The sequence below is a fragment of the Streptosporangium sp. NPDC006930 genome (genome assembly GCF_040635605.1).
Lineage (GTDB): Bacteria > Actinomycetota > Actinomycetes > Streptosporangiales > Streptosporangiaceae > Streptosporangium.
The window spans coordinates 168,574-186,489 of sequence record NZ_JBEYID010000011.1 but is presented as its reverse complement, the minus strand read 5'-3'; the positions used below and the strand labels follow the sequence as shown (position 1 = coordinate 186,489).

The window sequence follows — 17,916 nt, the reverse complement described above, 5'->3', positions numbered from 1 at the left end:
AGGGTCCTACAGGGTCAGACGGTGGCCGGCTGGCGGCGGCGCTGCCAGAGGGCGTCGACGGCGAGGGCTCCGCCGCCGCTGAGGGCGATGACCATGGTGCCCGCGGTGAGGGCGAGCACGTACTCGTAGCCGCCCTCGCTCACCGAGAAGCCGTTGGAGAGGTGAACGAAGACGAGGGCACCGAGCATGACGAGCGTGAGCAGGAAGCCGAACACGGGCAGGGCCGCGCCCAGGATGAGCGCGATGCCACCCACGACCTCGATGATGGCGACCGCCGGTGCGGAGACGACCGCGAGGGGGATCCCCATGGCGTCGAAGGCCGCGGTGGTCTGGGCCAGTCCCGAGGTCAGGAATTTCTGCGAGCCGTGAAACACGAAGATTACGCCGAGAGCGATCCTCGCCACTAACAGGACATACGGTCTTAGCTGGTCAAGCATTCTGACTCCTCCTGTCATTCGAATTTGTACAAACCATAGCGGTTAGTTCAAATTTGAACAAGCAGTAGAATGTTCCGGTGAGCGACGTGAAATGGCTCAACGAGAGCGAGATGGCCGCATGGATGGCTTATGTGGCCGCGACACACCTCCTGGAGCGACGCGTCGAGGACCAGCTGAAAGTCGATGCCGATCTGACCCACGCCCAGTACGAGATCCTGGCGAAACTCTCCCAGGACCCCGGCGGGCGGATGCGGATGACCGAGCTGGCCAACCGGTTGATCGTTTCGAAGAGCGGCCTCACCTATCAGATCGGCCAGCTGGAGCGGAGAGGGCTCGTCACCAGGGAGGCCTGTCCCTCCGACGAGCGGGGCGTGCTCGCCGTGCTCACCGAGGAGGGCAAGCGTTGCCTGAAGCGGACCGCGCCGGGGCACGTGGCCGTCGTGCGCGCCTTCCTGATCGACCAGCTCACTCCCGAGGAGGTCGAGAGCATGCGACAGATCATGACGAAGGCCGCCGCGGCCATGCGGGCGGCCCCTGCGGGCCCGCTCCGGCCGGGCAAAATCCCAGGGTAAGGCGCGGAACGGACCCATGAGACCGGTTCTCCCTTTCGGCTACGCGGTCGGAGGGAAGACGGAAGAATCCGGTACGGCTCGCGCGGGGGGCATACCGCGCGAGCCGTACCGGATCAGGGCCGCATCACCGGGTCAGGCGGCGGTGCAGCTGACCGAGGAGGGAGCACCGTTACTTCCTGACCAGTTGCCGGTGAACCCGAAGTTCGCCGTGGCCCCCGCGGAGAGGTTGCCGTTGTGGGACACGTTCCGCACCGAGACGCTCGCGCCGCTCTGGGTGTGCTGCCCGTTCCAGAGCTGGGTGATGCTCTGGTTGTTGGGGAAGGACCAGTTCACCGTCCAGCCCGTGAGGGCCGCGCCGCCCGAGTTCCGCACGATCACCTCGGCCTGGAAGCCGCCCTGCCAGGAACTGACCAGCTGGTAGGTGGCCGTGCAGGCCTTGCCGCCGCCCGGAGTGGGAGTCGGCGTCGGCGTCACCGTGGGGGTCGGTGTGGGATCCGGGCCGGGCGGAGCGGCCATGGCCAGGTCGTAGGCGCGCTGCGCGACGAACTGCCCGGCCGCGGCGATACAGCCGTCGGCCTCGCCCGGCAGCTTGATCCACAGGAAGGCGTCGATCATCGAGTCGCCGGTGGCGTTGGTGCTCGGCGTGCCGATCGCCCGTCCCGGCGGGTCACACCACTCGCTGCCCTGCGGGCCGTTGCCGTTGCGGCTGGTGTCGATCACCGCGCGGAGCCTGGAGATCCCGGTGGCGGAGATGATGTTCTTGGCGTAGGGGACCTCGGTGGAGCTCCACCGGTAGTTGGAGACGTTCAGCGAGATACCGTCCGCGCTGTTCGCGATGTCCGCGGCCCTCAGGCGGTTGGCGGCCTCCGACGCCGACAGCCATCCCGAGTGCCCGATGTCGAAGTAGACCTTCGCCGAGGACGAGCCCGCCTTCAGCTTCTTGCCCGCGTACGCCATGGAGGCGTTCGTCTCCTGCTGCTGGGAGGAGTTCATGCAGCTGGTCATGATCGGGAGGACGTCGGGCTCCAGGATGATCGTCGCCGGGCGTCCCTGCAGACCCGCGGCCACCTCGTCGACCCACTGACGGTAGGCCGTGTGGTTGGGCGCGCCACCTGTACTGGCGCCGCTGCAGTCTCGGTTGGGGATGTTGTAGACGACGAGGATGGGGATCTTGCCCGCCGACGCCGCCGCTCCGACGAACGACGACACCTGACCGCGCACGGTGGAGGTGTTGGTGGTGGTGAACCACCGGGCCTGCGGCACGGAGGCGATCCGGGTCCGGATCACCTGCGCCTTGGAGTCGTTGGGATTGGCCGCGACCCACTTGGCGGCACCGGTGTCCGGGTCGACGTAGAACGGGGAATCGGCGGCGGACGCGCCGGAGGCGCCGGCGATCGCCGCACCTGACGCGATCACCAAAGCCGCGCAGAGCGTGGCCAGGATTGATCTTCTTGGCATGGATCGGCTCCTTCGAGGGAGGCATGGGAGCGCTCCCACCATAGGTGGCGCGCCCGTCCCGCTGTAGTCCCCGTCACCGACGCCTCACTTCCCGAGGCGCTGACCTGTGCGAACACCTGTCGTACCGGATGAAAATTTCAGCGCTTCCCCGCCGGGAACCGGCGCAGCGTCGGGCTGAGCACCGTACCCGCCGCGACGAGAGCCAGGCCGATCGCGCAGACCAGTACGGCGGTCGAGCCACCGGCCGTCATGAGGAGGCCTCCGACCATCGGTCCCAGGGCTGCGGCCCCCCCGGAGAAGAGCCCCGCGATGCCGGAGAGACGGCCGCGCAGGTGGTCGGGGGTGACCGTGAGCTGGTAGGTGAGAACCGTGGTGTTCGCGACCGGGGCGAGGAACGCGGCACCGCCGAGGAGCACCCCGAGAAGGATGCCGTTCGGCACGACCGCCATCAGTGCGGTCATCACGGCGGCGACGAGCGGAAACCCGATGATGGTCACGGGCGCCGGGAGTGCCGCGTGCAGGCGGGCCGCGGACAGGGCTCCCAGCAGGCCGCCCGCGCCGATGCACGCCATCGTCAGGCCCACCTCTCCCGCGCTCACCCCCTCACCCGTCATCGCCAGGACGATGATGACGAGCGCGCCGAAGACGAGGTTGGACAGGCCCATCCACACCAGCGTCATCCTGATGACCCGGTGTCCCAGCACCCAGCGGAACCCCTCGGCGACACCGCTCCCGGCCCCCCATCCGCTCGGCGGACCCGCCGCGACCGCCTGTCGCGGCAGGCGCAGGAACAGCAGTGTGAAGAAGGAGGCTCCGAGCATGATCGCATCGACGCCGAAGGGCACCGTGTGGTGCAGGGCGAACAGGAAGCCCGCCAGGGCGGGACCGAGCAGGGTGGCGATGAAGGGCCGCGCGGTGTTGCGGGCGATCGCCAGCGACAGCTGTGACTCGGGCACCACCTGGGGGAGCGCGGCCTGCTCGGCCGGCTGGAAAACCGAGCTGAAGAAGCCCTCCACGGCGGCGACCAGCAGGATGTGCGGGAAACTGTACGTGCCCAGCAGCAGCGTCACGGCCACGCTGCCCATCGCGAGGGCACGGACGCCGTGGCACAGCAGCATGACCTTCTTGCGATCCCACCGGTCGGCGACCACCCCGGCAGGCACGTTCGCCACCATGTGCGCCGTCGCGAGCACCGACGACGCCAGGCCCATGTCCAGCGGCGAGCCCGACATGGCCAGGATGAGCAGCGGGAAGGAGACGAAGGTGATCTCGCTGCCCAGCTCGGAGAACAGCTGACTGGTCCACAGGATGTTGTAGTTCCGGTTGCGGGACAGGCGGACCGGCCCGCCACCGCCCACGTTCCCCGCCGGTACCCGTACGGTCCCCATCTGCGGTGTCAGCCCCCCTCGCCGGGGGCGGCGAGGGCGGCGAGAGCGCTGCCGTCGTCACGCGCCCGCCTGGCCAGCCGACCGGCGACCTGGACGAGATCGACCCCTCCCGTCTCCGGGTCGCGCAGGAACCGGCCGGTGTAGGTGGTGCGCCCGCCCGTGGGTTCTCGCATCGTGAAGCGCAGTCCCTCGAAGCAGGTCAGCTCGAACCGCTCCGCCGCGTTCGTCGTCAGACCGAGCCCGCCCGCGCCGTCCGCGACGACCGTGAACTCCATCTCCCCGTTGACGTACCGGCCCGCGCACTCCGGCGACCCCGGCGTCCGCGGCCCCGGCTCCGGAGGCCGAGACAGGCCACGGCCTCCCACGGCCCGTCCTGCCGGACGCAGCTCTTCCAGCAGGTCCTCCCAGAGCGCCACTCCGGTGGCCGCGTTCGTCGTCAGCGCGACCACGGTCCCAGCGGCCTCTTCGAACCGCAGGTGGCAGGAGGTTCCCTCACCCGTGCCGTCGTGTCCGAACCAGTCGGTCCCGGCGTCGCGGTATATCGCCCAGCCGAGCCCCCAGGAGTCGGCCATGCCGAACGGCCCCGCTTTCACGTCCGTGAGCTGGTCGCGGCGCATCTCGCGGGCGCAGTCACGGTCGATCGCCGCTTGGAGCGAGAGGGCGCCGAGATGCGAACGTGCGAACGTGACCAGGTCGGCGGCGCCGAGGGCGAGCCCCGCGCTCGGCGCCGCCACCTTCGGCAGGGTCTGCCCGGTGACCGGCAGTGGCCGGTCGCGCCCCTGCCGCACGGTGTGCCCGGTCGCCTGCGGCCGGAACCCCGAGGGCGGGCCGACGACGAACGCCGGCGCGATGTCCAACGGCTTCAGAAGGATCGCCTCCGTCGCCTCCCACCAGCTCATCCCGGTGACCACCTCGACGAGGTGTCCCGCCAGGATGTAGCCGATGTTGGAGTAGGAGAAGACGGTCCCCGGCGGATGCACGGCAGCGGACTCGCGGCAGTGCCGGGCCACCCAGCGGCGCCGGACCTCGGAGTGCTCCCCGCCCTCGTCGATGTTGGAGGCCAGCCCGCCGGTGTGGCTGAGCAGTCCCCGCGGCGTCATCCTCCCGCCGGGTCCCACCTCGGGGACGTATTCGGCCAGCGGCGCGTCGAGGTCGATGTCCCCGCCGCCCGCCAGCGCCATCACCAGCGTCGCGGTGAAGGGCTTGGTCAGCGAGCCGAGCGGGAAGGCCGACCTGCGGGTGACCGGTTCGCCGGACCCGTACGTCTCCTCGCCGATCTCGGCGGTGACGGTCTCGCCCGCGTGGTGCACGGCGAGTTGCGCCCCCGGTACGCGATGCTCGCGGGCCAGTCCCGCCAGCAGCGCGGGAAGGTCGATGTCCATGTTCACTCCCCTTCCATCTGGCCGGCGACCCGGTCGAGATGTACGGCGACGGCGCGCAGCGCGGCCACGAGGTCCTCCGCCAGTCCCGTGACCGTGGCATCGTCGTACGCGCCGGCCGCGTGGCTCCAGTCGAACCTCAGCCTGCCGTCCGCCACCGAGGCGGCGACCTCCAGCGGTCGGGCACCCGGCCCGTCGGCGGGCGACGCCGAAAGAAACGAGCGATACAGGACGCTCTCGCCGGGATCGGGCTGCTCGTGAAAGGCGAAGGCCACCCCTCGCCGGTTCCCCCCGGAAGGTTCGGGGGCCGGTGATCCCGCCGGGGTGAGATGGCGCAGCGCTCCGTAGCCCAGGCCGTCGCCGGGAACGGCGCGGAGCCGTGCGCGGACGGCCCTGACGATCGCCGGCCAGTCGGGCCTGCCCTCGCCGGCGACACCGGGGACGTCCCTGCGGCCGGAGCCGCCGGGAGAGTCCGGGACCGCGGAGGCTGCGGGAACGCCGCGCGCGCCGAGCACGACGGGGAAGGTGGTGGCGAACCGGCCTGCGGTGCGGGACAGGTCGGCCTCGTCGAAGATCTCCCCTCTGCCGTGGCCCTCCAGCTCGATCAGCACACTGTCACCGCCCGTCCAGCGGCACAGCACCCACGTCAGCGCGCCGAGCAGCACCTCCCCGATCCCCGCGCGGAACGCCGAGGGCGCCGTGCGCAGGAGCAACCGGGTCTCATGCTCCTCCAGGGAGACGGACACGCGCCCGGAGGCCGCGGGCGGCGACGTGGGGACGGGCAGCGGCACGGCCTCGGGCAACGTCGTCCAGTACGCCATCTCCTCGGTGAATCCTCCCTCGGAGGTGTATCCGGCCAGCAGGCCGGCCCAGCGATGGAAGGGGAAGGGCTCCGGCCCCAGGTCCACCGGCGTTCCGGCCGCCCACTGCCGGTAGGCCCGCTCCAGGTCGTCGAGCAGGATCCGCCAGGATCGCGCGTCGACCGCCAGCGGGTGGACCGTGAGGCACAGCCACGGCCGCCTTCCCGGCCCGAGATCGAGCAGCGAGGCCCGTAGCGGCGACCCGCCCGGATCGAGGCCGCGAGCGGTCTCACCGGCCGCGAACCGGTCCACGACCTCTCGCGCGTCCACACCCCGTCCCCCGTCCGCCGCCATCCGCCCACCGGACCTCGTGACCGCGCGCGCACCGGGCCTCTCCGCCTCCCGTGTTCCGGGTCCCGCGACGTCGGAGAGGTCGAACCGGCGTAGCGGGTCGCCGCCGGCCTCCGGTGGCGCGGCGTGCTGCCACCAGGAACCGTCCGCGTACCCGAAGCGCGAGCGCAGCGCGTCGTGCCGTGCCACCAGCGCGGCCAGGGCCGCGCGCAATCCCTCCTCCGCGGTGTCCTCGGCCAGTTCGACGAGCAGGGGCCGGGCGAGGCGGTGCGGGGACGGCCCGTGCGTCTGGACGAACTCGCGCTGGCCGGGGGTGAGGGGAGCCGGGCCCGACACCCGCGCGCCGGCTGCCTTCCCCGGTCCCGTCGCGGTCGCGAGCCGCGCCACGGTCTGGTTCAGGAACAGGTCCCTCGGTGAGACGCGCAGCCCGGCTCGTCTGGCCCTGTGGATGACCTGCATGGTCAGCAGCGAGTCACCGCCGAGGTCGAAGAAGTTGTCCTCCACTCCGATCCGGTCCACCTCGACACCGAGGACCTCGGCCCAGATCCCGGCCAGCGACAGCTCGGTCGCGTCGCGCGGGGCGACGCGACCGGCGCTTGAGGCCACCTCCTCGGGAGCGGGCAGCGCGCGCCGGTCGGCCTTCCCGCTCGACGTCAGCGGAAGCTCCTCCAGCGGGACGAAGAAGGCGGGCACCATGTAACCCGGCAGGGACCGACCGGTGTGTTCGCGCAGTTCAGCGGCGGTCGGCGGCGTCTCCCCCGCGGGCACCAGGTACGCCGCCAGCCGCCGGTCGCCCGGTCTGTCCTCCCTGACCACCACCACCGCGGACGCGACGCCCGGGTGTGCGAGCAGGACGCTCTCGATCTCACCGAGCTCGATCCGGAACCCGCGGATCTTCACCTGGTCGTCGACCCTGCCCACGAACACCAGCACGCCGTCGGCCCGCCACCGGACCACGTCGCCCGTGCGGTACATCCGCGCGCCGGCGGGGCCGAACGGGTCGGCCACGAACCGCTCCGCGGTCAGCGCGGGGCGACCCAGGTAGCCGCGGGCCACACCGTCCCCCGCGATGTACAGCTCCCCGGGCACGCCGGGAGGCACCGGCTGGCAGAAGCGGTCCAGCACGTACACCCTGGTGTTGGCGATCGGCACGCCGATGGCCGCCGCCGCGTCCCCGGCCTCGACCGCCGCCGCGGTGGACCAGATCGTGGTCTCCGTCGGCCCGTACAGGTTGGTCACCGACCGCGCCGACCCCGCCAGCGCCCTCGCCAGGTCCGGCGGCAGCGCCTCCCCGCCGACGAGAACGCGCACGTCCCCGAGGACCTGACCGGCCTCTTCGACGGCCGCCCGCCACAGGCTGGGCGTGGCCTGGATGACCGTCACGGACTCCTCCGCGACGACCCGCCGCAGCCGCCGCGGGTCGTGGACCAGGTCGCGCCCGGCCAGGACCACGGCCGCACCGCTGATCAGCGGCACGAACAGTTCCAGGCCCGCGATGTCGAACCCGACCGTCGTCATCGCCAGCAGGCGGTCGCGGGAGCCGAGACCGAACCGATCCCGCATGTCCACCAGGAAGTTGCGCAGGTTGCCCCGGGAGACCACCACTCCCTTGGGCCTGCCGGTGGAGCCGGAGGTGTAGATGGTGTAGGCCGCGCTGTCCGGGTGGAACTCGGGGCGGAACCCGCCGGTGGGGCGGGTGTCCGGCGCGGCGAGGACCTCGGGGTCGTCGAGGGAGACCCGGGGCACCGCCTCGAAGATGTCCGCCAGGGCCTCGGGCTCCGGGCCGCCGGTCAGCAGCAGCGCCGGAGCGGCGTCGCCGAGCACGAACGCCACACGCTCACGTGGGTGTTCCAGGTCGAGAGGCAGGTAGGCCGCGCCCGACTTGAGCACCGCGAGCATCGCCACCACCAGGTCCGCCGTCCGGGGTAACGCCAGCCCCACCAGGGTCTCGGGGCCGGCGCCCCGCGAGCGCAGCAGGTGGGCGAGCCGGTCGGCGCGCTCGTCCAGATCCGCGTACGTGAGCGTGACGTCCTCGCAGACCAGCGCGGTCGCGTCCGGGGTGGCCGCCGCCTGGTCCTCGAAGAGGCGGGACAGGTCGGCGAAAGGCATCTCGCGGTCGGTGTCGTTCCACTTCACCAGCGATCGCTCGCGCTCGGCGCTGGTCAGCAGACGCACCTCGGAAAGCCGGCGTCCAGGGTCGGCCGCGACGGCGTCGAGGAGCATCGCCAGGTGCCTGGTCATGCGCTCGATCGTGGTCTCGTCGAACAGGCCCGTGCTGTAGGCGACGGCCACGGTCAGCGCGCCCCGCTGCTCGTAGAAGTTCACGATCAGGTCGTGGCTGACCTCCCCGCTCGTGACGGGCAGCGCCTCGACGTGGATTCCCGGCAGGTCCGTCTCCCCCGTCGGGGTGTTCTCCAGCACCACCATGACCTCGACCAGAGGGGTGCGGCTGGGGTCCCGCTCGGGCCGCATGACCTCCACGAGCCGCTCGAACGGGACGTCGTCGTGGGTGAACGCCTCCAGCACCGTCGCGCGGACCTGCGAGAGCAGCTCGCCGAAGGAGGAGGACTCCTCCACCCGGGACCTCAGCACCACGGTGTTGACGAAGAACCCGACCAGTCCCTCCAGCTCGGTCCTGTTACGGCCGGAGGTCGCCGTTCCCACCGCGACGTCCTGCTGGCCGCAGTAACGGGCGAGCAGCACCTGTGTGGCGGCGGTCAGGACCATGAACAGGGTGGCGTCGTGCCCGCGCGCGACGGCCCGCAGCCGGTCCACGACCTCGGGCGGTATCTCCATCGTGTGCGTCGCGCCCGCGGAGGCGCGTACGGCGGGCCGCGGCCGGTCCACGGGCAGCGCCGGCGAGACCATCCCGTCGAGCCGCCGCCTCCAGTAGCCGAGGTGCTCGTCGAGTGCCGGCCCCTCCAGCCGTTCCCGCTGCCAGGCGGCGAAGTCGGCGTACCGTACGGGAAGCGGTGCCGGCTCCCTTCGCTCGCCACCGGATCCGGCGGAGCCGTTCGTCTCGATGGAGTAGAAGGCGGCGAAGTCCTCGGCGAGCACTCCCATCGACCAGCCGTCGGTCACGATGTGGTGCATGAGCAGCGCCAGTACCTGGTCGGCGTCGTCGAGACGGATCAGCACGGCACGGAACAGCGGACCCCGCCGCAGGTCGAAGGGGCGTGACGCCTCCTCCTCCAGGCGCCGCCACATCCCGGCCTCGCGCTGCCCCGTCGGCGTCCCCCGCAGATCGACCGATTCGAGGACCGCCCCCGAGGCCGCCCTGGAAACGGGTTCGGAGAGCGGGTGGATCGTCTGGAAGCCCCGGCCCTCGACGTCGCCGAACGTGGTGCGCAGCGACTCGTGCCGCCGCACCAGCCTCCGCAGGGCGGCCGACGCCGCGTCGAGGTCCAGCTCGCCGCGGAGCCGCAGCGCGAGGACCGTGTTGTATCCGGTGCCCTCTGGATCGAACGCGTCGAGGAACCACAGGCGCTGCTGGGCGAACGAGAGCGGGAGGTCGTCGTCGCGGTCCACCACCCCGATCGTGTCCGGCCCGTCGCCGGGGACGCCGGCACGGAGCAGCGGGGCGAGCGTCGCGACGGTCGGCGTGTCGAAGAGCTGCCGGGGTGGCGGCGCCGAGCCGAAGGCGGCCCGGACCCGCGAGATGATCTGGATGCTGAGGATCGAGTCGCCGCCGAGGTCGAAGAAGTTGTCGTCCACCCCGACCCGGGCGAGGTCCACCTGGAGCACCTCGGCCCAGATGGCGGCCAGCGTGCGTTCGGTCGCGTCGCGCGGGGCGACGTACACCGTGCCGGTGTCGGCGGCCCTGCCGGGGTCGGGCAGCGCCCGGCGGTTCACCGTCCCGCTCGGGTTCAGCGGCAGCGCCTTCAGGGTCACGAACGCGGACGGCACGGCGTGCCCGGGAAGGATTCCGGTGAGGAAGGCCTTGAGCTCCGCCGCGTCCACCTCCTCCCCCGAGGGCACCGCGTAGCCGACCAGTCGGAGACGTCCCGGGGCGTCCTCCCAGGCGGCGACCGCCGCGGCGGCGACGCGGGGGTGACGGGCCAGGGCCGACTCGATCTCGCCCAGTTCCACACGGAAGCCCCTGATCTTGACCTGGTCGTCGACCCGGCCCAGGAACTCCAGGTTCCCGTCCGCGCGGCGGCGCACCAGGTCTCCGGTGCGGTACATCCGGCCCTGGCCGCCGGGGGCGAACGGGTCCTTCGTGAACCGCTCCGCGGACAGCTCCGCGCGGTTCCAGTAACCCCGCGCCACCCCGTCGCCGCCGATGTGGAGCTCTCCGGCGACACCGAGCGGCACCGGACGCATCTCCCCGTCCAGCACGTAAACGGGGGTGTTGACCAGCGGGCGCCCGATGGGCACGAAGGCGGCGTCTCCCACGGGGTCGCCGCCGAGCTGGAAGACCGTGGAGTCCACGGTCGTCTCGGTGGCGCCGTAGGCGTTGACGACCACGGTGTCCCGCCCCACCCCGCGCAGCACCTCCTCGGCGTCTCCCGCGGGCCAGCCTTCGGAGCCGACCATGAGGACGCGCAGCGAGTCGAGCCGCACTCCGCGCCGCCCGGCCTCCTGGACGAGGGCTCTGGCCAGCGACGGGACCGTCACCAGGATCTCCGCGCCGGTGCGGGCCAGGATCTCCAGCAGGACGGGCGGGTCCGCCACCGCCTCGGCCGGGCACACTTCCATCGTCCCGCCGAACAGGGCGGACAGCAGGAAGTCGCCGAAGAACAGGTCCACCGACAGGCTCGACACCGACAGGGAGCGTGGCCGCGTACCGGACAGGCCGTAGCGGGCGTCCCAGGCGCGCACCATGTGGTGGACGTTGCGGTGCTCGACCATCACGCCCTTCGGGCGGCCGGTGGATCCCGAGGTGTAGACGACGTAGGCCAGGTCGGCCGGTGTCACGGCGACGTCCGGCGGCGACGCGGGCAGCCGGTCGAGGGCGGCCCGGTCCCGGTCCAGGCACACGACGGACATCGGGTGCGTCTCAGCTGCGAACGAGGACGAGGTGGACGGCGCGAGCCGCTCCAACAGCCGCTCCTGGGTCACCACCACCGGCGCCGACGCGTCCCGCAGCATCGTCGCCAGCATCGCGGGCGGGTATCCGGGATCGAGCGGCACGAACGCGCCCCCCGCCTTCAGCACCCCCAGCAGCGCGACCATCGCGTCCACGCCGCGCTCGACGCACACCCCCACCAACATGCCGGGAGCCACCCCCGTCTCCACCAGGCGGTGGGCCAGCCGGTTGGCCCGCCCTTCCAGATCGGCGAAGGTCAGCGCGTCCTCACCGCAGCTGACGGCGACGGCGTCCGGGGTGAGAGCGGCCCTCTCGGTGAACAGTTCGTGGACGCACCCGGCGGGCGGGAACTCCACGACGGGGCCGTTCCACTCCCCCAGGAACCGCTCCCTCTCGGACGCGGTGAGCAGGGGCAGGTCCGCCACCGGGCTCGCCGGGTCCGCGGCGATCGCGCCGAGGACCGTCTCCAGGTGACCGGCCATGCGTTCCACGGTGGGCTCGTCGAACGAGGCGGGGTCGTACCCCAGTGCCAGGGTCAGCTCCTCCGCCGCGTGGGCGGTGAGGGTGAGCGGGTAGTTGGTCTGCTCGTCACCCCGGTGGTCGCGCACGCGCAGCCCGTGCCTGGCCGCCGCGTCGGGGTCGTACGGGTAGTTCTCGAACACCACGACGCTGTCGAACAGGTTGGTGCCCCTGGGCACGTCGGCGCACGCGTGGATCTGCGCCATCGACAGGTACTCGTACTCGCGGGATCCGGCCTGCGCGTCCTGGAGACGCCGCAGCCAGGACGTCACCCGTTCGGCGCCGTCCACGTCGATCCTGACGGGTATGACGCCGACGAACAGCCCGATGATCGACTCCGAGCCGGGGAGCCCGGCGGGGCGGCCGGAGACCGTCGCCCCGAAGCAGACGTCCCGACCTCCGCCGTAGCGGGACAGCAACAGCGCCCACGCGCCCTGCACCAGGGTGTTGACGGTCAGCCGGGCGTGCCTGGCGCACTCGTACAGTCTGCCGGACAGTTCCCTCGGCAGCCGCAGCCGGATCTCCCTGGAGGAGCGCGCTCCGTGTGCCCGCGCCACCGGCCGGTCGAACGGCAGCGGGGTCGGCGCGGTCATGCCCGCGAGCACCTCCCGCCAGTGCCCCTCCGCCTCGGCCCGGTCCTGGCGCGCCAGCCACCCGACGTAGTCCCGGTACGGCGGGCGGGACGTCACCGCCCTCGCGTGCCCGCCGACGAGGGCCGCGTACTGCTCGAACACCTCCGACAGCACGTGCGAGGAGCTCCAGCCGTCCAGCGTCATGTGGTGCGCGGCCCACAGGACCTGCACCTCGGTGCCCGACAGCCGTACGAGGTCCAGCCGGGTCAGCGGAGCGACGCCCAGGTCCAGCCGCCGCTCGGCACGGCTTTCCCACAGCCTCCGCACCGCTTCCCGCCGCTCGGGTTCCGGCAGGTCGCGAAGGTCGTGATGGGTGACGGGGACCCGCACACCCCGGCGGACGACCTGCACGGGCTCGGGGACACCCTCCCAGATCACCGCCGTACGCAGGGCGGGCGTGCGGTCGACGACCCGCTGCCAGGCCTCGGCCAGCCTCTCCGGGTCGGTGACCCCCTCCAGCACCATCGAGAAGTGACCGGCGTAGATGTCGGCGTCGGGCTCGGCCAGCGAGTGGAAGAGCATGCCGCTCTGCATGGGGGTCAGCGGGTAGACGTCCTCCACGAACCGGCCGTCCCCGGCCAGCCTGTCCACCGTGGCCTGATCGAGCGCGGCGAGCGGGAAGTCGGAGGGAGTGCAGCCGCCCGCGCCCGGCTCCGCGCAGTGTCCGACGATCCCTTCCAGGGCGGACGTCATCCGCGCCGCCAGCGCCTCGACGGTCTCCTCGTGGTGGACGGCGGCGGAGTAGGTCCAGCGGAACTCCAGCTCGTCGCCGTCGACGAACCCGGTGATCTCCAGCAGATGCCGCCTGACCTGCTCGGGGCTCCGCTCGGCGCCAGGGTGGGGAAGCCGCCCGGCGACAAGCCCTCCACGCCCGCCGGACTCGGTGTCGAGCCGCCCAAGGTAGTTGAACCCCACCTCGGGGCCGCGGCCCGCGCCCGGCACGCGGCCGGGCGCGCCGAGGTGGCGCAGCGCGCCGTACCCCAGTCCGTGGCCCGGCACCGCGCGAAGCTGCTCCTTGACCGACTTGAGCGTCTCCCCCCAGCCGGGCTCCGCGGGGAGGCTCAACGCGACGGGGAAGACGGTGGTGAACCAACCGACGGTCCGTGAGAGATCGACGTCGGGGAACAGATCGGCGCGGCCGTGCCCCTCCACCTCGACCAGGGCGGTGTCCTCGCCGGTCCACTCGCACAGCACCCTGCCCAGCGCCGCGAGCAGCACGTCGTTGATCTGGGTCCGGTAGACCTCGGGAACGTCGCGCAGCAGGGCCCGGGTGCTCTCCGCGCCCAGGCGCGCGGTCACGGTGCGCATGGACGCGACAGTGTTTTCAGCGTGCCCAGCGTGCCCGGCGTGCCCGGCGTGCCCGGCGTGCCCCGGGTTCTCGGCGTGCCCGGTGTTCCGGTCGGCGATGTCCACCGGCAGCGCGGCGACCCCGGTCGCGGCCTCGTCCAGGCGGGTCCAGTGGTCCAGCTCGTGGTCGAGGCCACCCGCCGCCACGTGGTCGGCGAGACGCCGTGCCCACTCCTGGAAGGAGGTCGTCTTGGCGGGGAGCCGGACGTCGTGGCCCGCCTCGGCCTGCCGGTAGGCGTCCTCCAGGTCGGGCAGCAGGATCTGCCAGGAGACGGCGTCGACCACGAGATGGTGGGCCACCAGGAACAGCCGGGGACGGCGCCCCTCGCCGAGCACGAAGAGCAGCGCCCTGAACAGGGGGCCGGTGTCCAGCCGGAATCCCTCCTGCGCGGCCAGCACGGCCTCGCGCATCCGCGCCTCCCGGTCGGCGTCGCCGATTCCCGACAGGTCGATCCGCCGCAGCGGGTCGCCGTCCTGCGCGGTGGCGTTGTACTGCCGCCACCGGCCGCCCTCGCGCACGACGCGCAGGCGCAGGGCGTCGTGGTGGGCGAGCAGCGCGGTCAGGGCCGCGCGCAGCGCCTCCTCGTCGGGTTCCTCGGCGAGTTCGAGGAACACCGCCTGGTTGAACCGGTCCACACTCTCGGTGAGGTTCTCGAAGAACCAGTGCTGGACGGGGGTGAGCGGTACCTCCCCCGACACCGTTCGCCGCTCGGCGCGCCGCGGTTCCTCCGCGACCGCCTCCGCGGCCAGCTCGGCGACGGTCTGGCGCAGGAAGGTCTGCTTGGCCGTCACGCGCAGCCCGGCCTCGCGGGCGCGGGCCACGACCCGCAGGCCCAGGATGGAGTCGCCGCCGAGGTCGAAGAAGTTGTCCCCCACACCCACCCGGTCCACACCGAGCAGTTCGGACCAGACCTCGGCGAGGATCCTCTCGGCGGGCGTGCGGGGCTCGACGTAGCGGGTCCCGGCCTCGCGATCCCCGGTCGGCGCGGGCAGCGCCCGCCGGTCCACCTTGCCGTTGACGGTCACCGGCAGGCGTTCCAGTACGACGAACGCCGAGGGCACCATGTGCTCGGGCAGCGTGGCACGCAGGAAGGCGCGCAGCTCCGCCAGGTCGGGGGCGCCGGAGGGGGCGGGAACGAGGTAGGCGACCAGACGCCGGTCGTCCCGGGCGCCGGACCTGACCGCCACCGCCGCCTCCTCCACGCCGGGGTGCCCGGCGAGGACGGCCTCGACCTCGCCGAGTTCGACCCGGAAGCCTCTGATCTTGACCTGGTCGTCGGTGCGGCCCGCGTACTCCAACTCGCCGCCGGGCAGTCGGCGCGCACGGTCGCCGGTGCGGTACATGCGGGTGCCCGGCGGGCCGTACGGGTCGGCGACGAAACGTTCGCCGGTCAGCCCGGGGCGGCGCAGGTACCCGCGGGCCAGGCGGGGCCCGGCGAGGTACAGCTCGCCGGGGACCCCCACGGGCACCGGCCGCAGCCGCTCGTCCAGCACGTAGGCGCGGACGCTGCGAAACGGGCGGCCGATGGGCACCGTCCCCGTGCGGCCGTCACCGGGGGTGAGCGCCTGGGTCATGGTGGCGCCGATCGTGGACTCGGTCGGTCCGTAGCCGTTGAACATCCGCCGTCCGGCCGACCAGGTCCGCACCAGCCCCGGAGGACAGGCCTCGCCCGCGACGACCAGGACCGTACCGTCGGGGACGGCGTCGCCGGGCAGCACGGTCAGCGCGGTCGGGGGCAGGGTGAGGTGGGTGAGCCCCTCCCTGGCGATCAGCTCGGCGAGCGGAGGCCCGGGCGCCCGCTCCTCGGAGGTGGCGACGACCAGCGTGCCACCGGACAGGAGAGCGAACATCAGCTCCCAGAAGGCCCCGTCGAAACTGAAGGAGGCGAACTGCAACACCCGCGTCCCCGGGCCCGCGCCCAGTCGCTCGCGCTGGGTGAGCACCATGTCGTACAGGCCGGTGTGGGGGACCGCGACCGCCTTGGGGCGGCCGGTGGAGCCGGAGGTGTAGATCACATAGGCGGGATGCGCGGGGTTCTGGCGGATCTCCCCCGTCCGGTCCGGAGGAGCCGCGTGCGCCAGGGCGAGGGCGGTCTCCGGCGCGTCCAGCACGAGAAGGGGAGTCCCCGCCGGCAGCCGGTCCACCTCCTCCGCGGTGGTCAGGGTGAGGATCGGCTCGGCGTCCTCCACCATCGTCCGGACGCGTTCCGCGGGGTAGTCCAGGTCGAGCGGCAGGTACGCGGCACCGCTCTTCAGGACGGCGAGGATCGCGACGACGGTCTCGGCCGACCGGGGAACGGCGACCCCGACGATGCGTTCCGGCCCGGCGCCCCGGCTCGCCAGCAGCCGGGCCAGCCGGTCCGCCCGTTCGTCCAGTTCGCCGTAGGTGAGGCTCCGCCCGGCGTGGACGACGGCGACGGCCGAGGGGTGAGCCGTGACCTGCTCGGCGAACATCTCGGAGACCGTACGCGGCTCGGGACCGCCGCCCTCGCCGCACCACGTGTCGGTCAGCAGGCGGTACTCGGCGGCGTCCAGGAGGGGAAGGTCGGCGATCGGCCGCTCGGGAGCGTCCGCGATCGCCGACAGGAGCGTCAGCAGATGAGCGGCCATCCGCTCGGCGGTCTCCGCCTCGAACAGGTCCGTACCGTACCCGAGGTGGGTGACGAGCGCGCCGTCGCGCTCGTAGAAGTCGAACGAGAGGTCCATGGGCGCCACCAGCACCGGCGGGCGGATCTCCTCGACCTGTACGCCCGGCAGCTCGACCCTCCCCCCGGGCGCGTTCTGCAGGTTGACCGCGACCTCGGCGAGCGGGAGCCGGCTGGGGTCGCGCTCGGGCCGCAGGGCCTCCACGAGTCGCTGGAAGGGCACCTCGTCGTTGTCGAAGGCGTCCAGCACGGTGGAACGGGCCGTACCGAGGAAGGTGGTGAACGGCACGGACTCGTCGACCTGGCAGCGCAGCACCAGGGTGTTGACGAAGAAGCCGATCAACTTCTCCAGTTCGACCCGGTTACGGCCGCTGGTCGCGGTGGCGACCGCGACGTCCCGCTGCCCCGAGTAGCGCGCGAGCAGGATCTGCACCCCGGCGACCAGGGTCATGAACAGGGTGGCGCCGTGCCCGCGGCCCACCTCCCGCAGCCGCGACACCACGTCGGAGGGCACCTCGAAGACGTGGGCCGCGCCCGCGGAGGACCTGACCGGCGGCCGCGGCCGGTCGGTGGGCAGGTCGAGCGGGGCGAGCCCGTCGAGCCGCTCGCGCCAGTGGGCGATCCGGCCGTCGAGCGCCGTGCCGGACACGCGGTCCCGCTGCCAGGAGGCGAAGTCGGCGTAGCGCAGCGGCAGCGGCGGCAACGGCGACGGCTCGCCCCTGATCTCGGCCGCGTACAGCGCGTTCAGCTCGTCGGCGAAGACGCCCATGGACCAGCCGTCGGTGGCGATGTGGTGCGTGCTGAGGGCGAGCACGTGCTCGTCGGGGCCGAACCTGAGCAGGCCGGCCCGGAACACCGGCCCCCGGCGCAGGTCGAAGGGGCGCCCCGCCTCCCGCAGCAGCCACTCGCGCAGCGGGGCCTCGCGGTCGCCCCCGTGAGGTACGCGCGCCTCGGTGACCTGGATCGGCACCGGCGCGGCGGGACGCACGGTCTGCACGCCCAGGCCGTTCACCGAGTCGAAGGTGGTGCGCAGCGACTCGTGCCGCTCCACCAGGCGGTCGACGGCGAGCCTGAGCACGCCGACGTCCAGGTCGCCGGTGAGCCGGAGCACCAGAGGGACGATGTACTCGGCGCTCTCCGGCTCCATCTCGTACCTGAACCAGAGCCGCTGCTGGGCGGGTGACTGCGGCGACGTCCCTCCGGGCGGGGTGCGCGGGATCTCCTCAACCTCCGGGGAGGCCGGGCTCTCACCGGCCAGCCGCCGTCGCATCGCCTCGCGCAGGTGCGCGGGCAGGGCGGCCACGCGGCCGTCGCGCGAAGAAGGGGCGTTCATGGCGTTCTCCCTTTCGGGGTCGGCTG

At 72.6% G+C, this 17,916-nt stretch carries 6 protein-coding genes; 1 reads left to right on the top strand and 5 read right to left on the bottom strand.

From position 1 onward, the window contains the following. Positions 1-14: 14 nt before the first annotated feature. Positions 15-437, bottom strand: coding sequence for a DoxX family protein (locus ABZ664_RS20925; protein ID WP_362512084.1), 423 nt, complete (start codon positions 435-437; stop codon positions 15-17). 77 nt (positions 438-514) lie between these two features. Between ABZ664_RS20925 and ABZ664_RS20920 the strand changes: the two genes are divergently transcribed. Continuing rightward, positions 515-1,009 carry a MarR family transcriptional regulator gene (locus tag ABZ664_RS20920; RefSeq protein ID WP_362512081.1) on the top strand — a complete coding sequence of 165 codons (495 nt, stop codon included), beginning with the start codon at positions 515-517 and terminating at the stop codon, positions 1,007-1,009. Positions 1,010-1,141: 132 nt separating this feature from the next. Here ABZ664_RS20920 and ABZ664_RS20915 read toward each other — a convergent pair whose 3' ends face one another. The 4 genes from ABZ664_RS20915 to ABZ664_RS20900 all read right to left on the bottom strand — a co-directional run bounded on the left by ABZ664_RS20915 (position 1,142) and on the right by ABZ664_RS20900 (position 17,890). Further along, positions 1,142-2,467, bottom strand: coding sequence for a glycoside hydrolase family 6 protein (locus ABZ664_RS20915; protein ID WP_362512078.1), 1,326 nt, complete (start codon positions 2,465-2,467; stop codon positions 1,142-1,144). A 137-nt stretch (positions 2,468-2,604) separates the two neighbouring features. After that, on the bottom strand, positions 2,605-3,855 hold the full coding sequence (locus tag ABZ664_RS20910) for an MFS transporter (RefSeq protein WP_362512075.1): 1,251 nt from the start codon (positions 3,853-3,855) through the stop codon (positions 2,605-2,607). Between the two features lie 8 nt (positions 3,856-3,863). Further along, positions 3,864-5,237 (bottom strand): serine hydrolase domain-containing protein, encoded by a 1,374-nt coding sequence (locus ABZ664_RS20905; protein ID WP_362512067.1) that lies wholly within the window; start codon positions 5,235-5,237, stop codon positions 3,864-3,866. A 2-nt stretch (positions 5,238-5,239) separates the two neighbouring features. Further along, a complete protein-coding gene (locus ABZ664_RS20900) occupies positions 5,240-17,890 on the bottom strand; it encodes an amino acid adenylation domain-containing protein (protein ID WP_362512064.1) in 12,651 nt (4,216 codons plus the stop codon). Between the last annotated feature and the right edge of the window lie 26 nt (positions 17,891-17,916).